Annotated in this window: 4 protein-coding genes; 1 reads left to right on the top strand and 3 read right to left on the bottom strand. The window is 54.7% G+C overall.

The features are described 5' to 3' along the window. Positions 1-191: 191 nt before the first annotated feature. Genes ACTTKG_RS10220 through ACTTKG_RS10210 form a run of 3 tightly spaced genes read right to left on the bottom strand, consistent with a single transcriptional unit; the run spans position 192 to position 1371 of the window. On the bottom strand, positions 192-515 hold the full coding sequence (locus ACTTKG_RS10220) for a HepT-like ribonuclease domain-containing protein (protein ID WP_442674094.1): 324 nt from the start codon (positions 513-515) through the stop codon (positions 192-194). Further along, the gene (locus tag ACTTKG_RS10215) at positions 505-792 is read right to left on the bottom strand and encodes a nucleotidyltransferase family protein (RefSeq protein ID WP_442674093.1); all 288 of its coding nucleotides are present in this window, start codon (positions 790-792) and stop codon (positions 505-507) included. The genes ACTTKG_RS10220 and ACTTKG_RS10215 overlap by 11 nt, the downstream gene beginning before the upstream one ends. Positions 793-819: 27 nt before the next feature. After that, positions 820-1371 (bottom strand): phosphoribosyltransferase family protein, encoded by a 552-nt coding sequence (locus ACTTKG_RS10210; RefSeq protein WP_442674092.1) that lies wholly within the window; start codon positions 1369-1371, stop codon positions 820-822. Positions 1372-1559: 188 nt separating this feature from the next. On the opposite strand from ACTTKG_RS10210, the gene larA reads away from it, so the two are divergent. Further along, positions 1560-2789 (top strand): nickel-dependent lactate racemase (gene larA, locus ACTTKG_RS10205; RefSeq protein ID WP_442674091.1); only part of this gene is annotated, 1230 nt, incomplete at its 3' end.

Genomic DNA, 2789 nt, shown 5'->3' with positions numbered 1-2789 from the left:
GAACTCGCGACCCCCACCTTGGCAAGGTGGTGCTCTACCACTGAGCTACTTCCGCTTGATTCGCCCGCCGCACACACGCGCTGACTGACAGAGTATATTCTAGCGGTTCTCACCTCGTTTGTCAACACCTTTTCTGATGTTTTTCGCAATCAAGCATACCAATCCGACGGCTATTCACCACGATAAATCTCTTACAGCCGCTCATACAGTGCAGGAATGTCTTTCGTCACGGTCTCCCACAGCAAGTCTTTATCCAGTGACTCGTACTCATGCGCAAAAAGATTTCTCATCCCCCGCATTTCAGCCCAAGGCATATTTGCATATCTCGTCCTGAACTCTTCTGACATTCGTTTGGAAAGCTCTCCTATTTGAAAAAGTGCCATAGAGCACGCATTGCAGAACACATGGTCACGCTTAAACCTTTCTTGAGAAGTCTCAAATCGCTCTACAGTCTCAAAAATCTCCTCACAATGCCGCAGGATATGCTTTGCGATCTGCCTGTCTCTATCGTTCATAAAGCAACACTTCATCCTTCTGGAGATTCGCTCTAAATGCCTCAGAATCAGGAATCTTGCTTAAAAGATCGAGCTTCGTTCCCAATGCATCTTCAAGTTCCGAATAGATGCCGCCCAACATGAAAAAGCTCTCTATATCACCTTCGATGCGCAGGTCGATATCACTCTTTTCGGTCGCATTCCCTCTGGCATACGAGCCAAAGAGATATGCTTTCCGTATGGGGTATCTTTGGCACACGGGGGTAATGCGTTCTCGTATAATCGGAATCGACAACATGGCCGCACCTCCTCGCAACTCTCCCATTCACTGCGCATCAAAAAGCGGCAGCGCTTCTAAGAAGATCAGATCCTTCCTCTCTGCCGCCGCCCCTTCCGCCAGCACGCACGCTTCGCCGACGATCTTGCCGCCCGCCTTGTCTGCAAGCTCCATCAACGCCTTCATCGAACCGCCCGTCGACACGACGTCGTCGAGAAGCAGCACATTCTTCCCTGCGATGCGCGCCTTGTCCACGCCGTCGAGGCAGAGCTTCTGCACGCCCTTCGTTGTGATCGAGCGATCTTCGACCCAGACAGCGTCATCCATGTACGCCTTGACGGACTTCCTTGCGACGACGTAACGCTTCATGCCGAGACAGCGCGCCAGTTCCGCTGCGAGGGGGATGCCTTTTGTCTCCGCCGTCAAAATGACTTCCGTTTCTTTCGGCATCTTTTCAGCAAGCGCCTGTGCGCAAGCGGCAGTCAGCTCAACGTCGCCGAGCATGATGAAGCCCGCAATCGCCAACGTGTCCGTCACATTCAAAATCGGCAGTTCTCGCCGAATGCCCGCCACCGTCAAGTTGTAAAACCGTTCTGCCATCGCTTTGAAAACCTCCGTCGTTGCCCTGCAGCCGTCATGTGATGCGGCCGCGCATAGTCCTGCGTCTTGTTTTTTCTTATTATAACGGAATTTTCCCATAAGTGCAAATCCTTTCATTGCCCAAACGATTCGCCCTATGTTATAATAATACTCGCCAGAGAATCATAACAAAAAAGGAGCGTGGAATAATGCAGTTGAAAATTCCTTACAGCAAAGGGAAAATGGAAATTCATGTCCCTGACGAGAATTTCCTCGGCGTACTCGAATCCCACCCCGAAGGCAAAGAACAGCAAGGCACACAAGCGGAAATCGTCGAACGTGCACTTGACAACGCGATCGGCAGTCCGAAGCTCGAAGAACTCGTCCGCGGCAAGAAGCGCATGGTCATCATCACGAGCGATCACACGCGCCCCGTGCCGAGCCGCGTGACGATGCCGATCCTCCTGCGCCGCATCCGCGAGGCAAACCCCGAAATTGACATCACAATCCTCATCGCGACGGGCTTCCATCGCGCGACGACGCACGAAGAGCTCGTCGATCGCTTCGGCGAGGACATCGTCAAAAACGAGAAGATCGTCATCCACGATTCACAGGACGACGCGGCGATGGCAGATCTCGGTCTTTTGCCGTCGGGCGGCAAACTGCTCATCAACCGCATGGCGATTGACACCGATCTTCTCATCGCCGAAGGCTTCATCGAGTCGCACTTCTTCGCGGGCTTTTCGGGCGGCCGCAAGGCGATCCTGCCGGGCATCGCATCCGCCAAGACAGTCATGGCGAATCACTGCAGCAAATTCATCAAGAGCGACAAGGCGCGCACGGGTATCCTCGACGGCAACCCCATTCACCGCGATATGCTCCACGCGGCGAAGGAAGCGAAGCTCGCCTTCATCCTAAACGTCGTCATCAATGCGGAGAAGGAAGTCATCGCCGCCTTTGCCGGCGACAGCCAAGAAGCGCACGTCACGGGCTGCGACTATGTGCGCACGCTCGCCGAAATCAAGCGCAACCCGTCCGACATCGTCGTATCGACGAACGGCGGCTATCCGCTCGATCAGAACATCTATCAGGCGGTCAAGGGCATGACGGCAGCCGAGGCGAACTGCAACGAGGGCGGCGTCATCATCATGGTCGCAGCCTGTAACGACGGGCACGGCGGCGAATCCTTCTACAAGACCCTGAAGGCTGCAAAGACGCCGCGCGAACTGCTCGACCAAATAGAAGCGACGCCGCAGGAAGATACGCTGCCCGACCAGTGGGAGATGCAGATCCTCGCGCGCATCCTCGACCGCTTCACGGTCATCATGGTCACCGACCTCTGCGATGCCCAAATGATCCGCGACATGCACATGGAGCACGCGTTGACCTTCGAAGAGGCGCTGAAACGCGCATTCGAGATCAAAGGCAAGGACGCAAAG

The organism is Selenomonas sp. (assembly GCF_052169755.1).
In the GTDB taxonomy this organism is placed as follows: domain Bacteria; phylum Bacillota; class Negativicutes; order Selenomonadales; family Selenomonadaceae; genus Selenomonas.
Note: the sequence above shows the minus strand (reverse complement) of the source record. Positions and strands in the feature narration are given on the sequence as shown.

Coding starts and splice junctions, on each gene's coding strand:
- ACTTKG_RS10220 (WP_442674094.1), bottom strand. CDS start 515: ATGAACGATAGAGACAGGCAGATCGCAAAGCATATCCTGCGGCATTGT.
- ACTTKG_RS10215 (WP_442674093.1), bottom strand. CDS start 792: ATGTTGTCGATTCCGATTATACGAGAACGCATTACCCCCGTGTGCCAA.
- ACTTKG_RS10210 (WP_442674092.1), bottom strand. CDS start 1,371: ATGGCAGAACGGTTTTACAACTTGACGGTGGCGGGCATTCGGCGAGAA.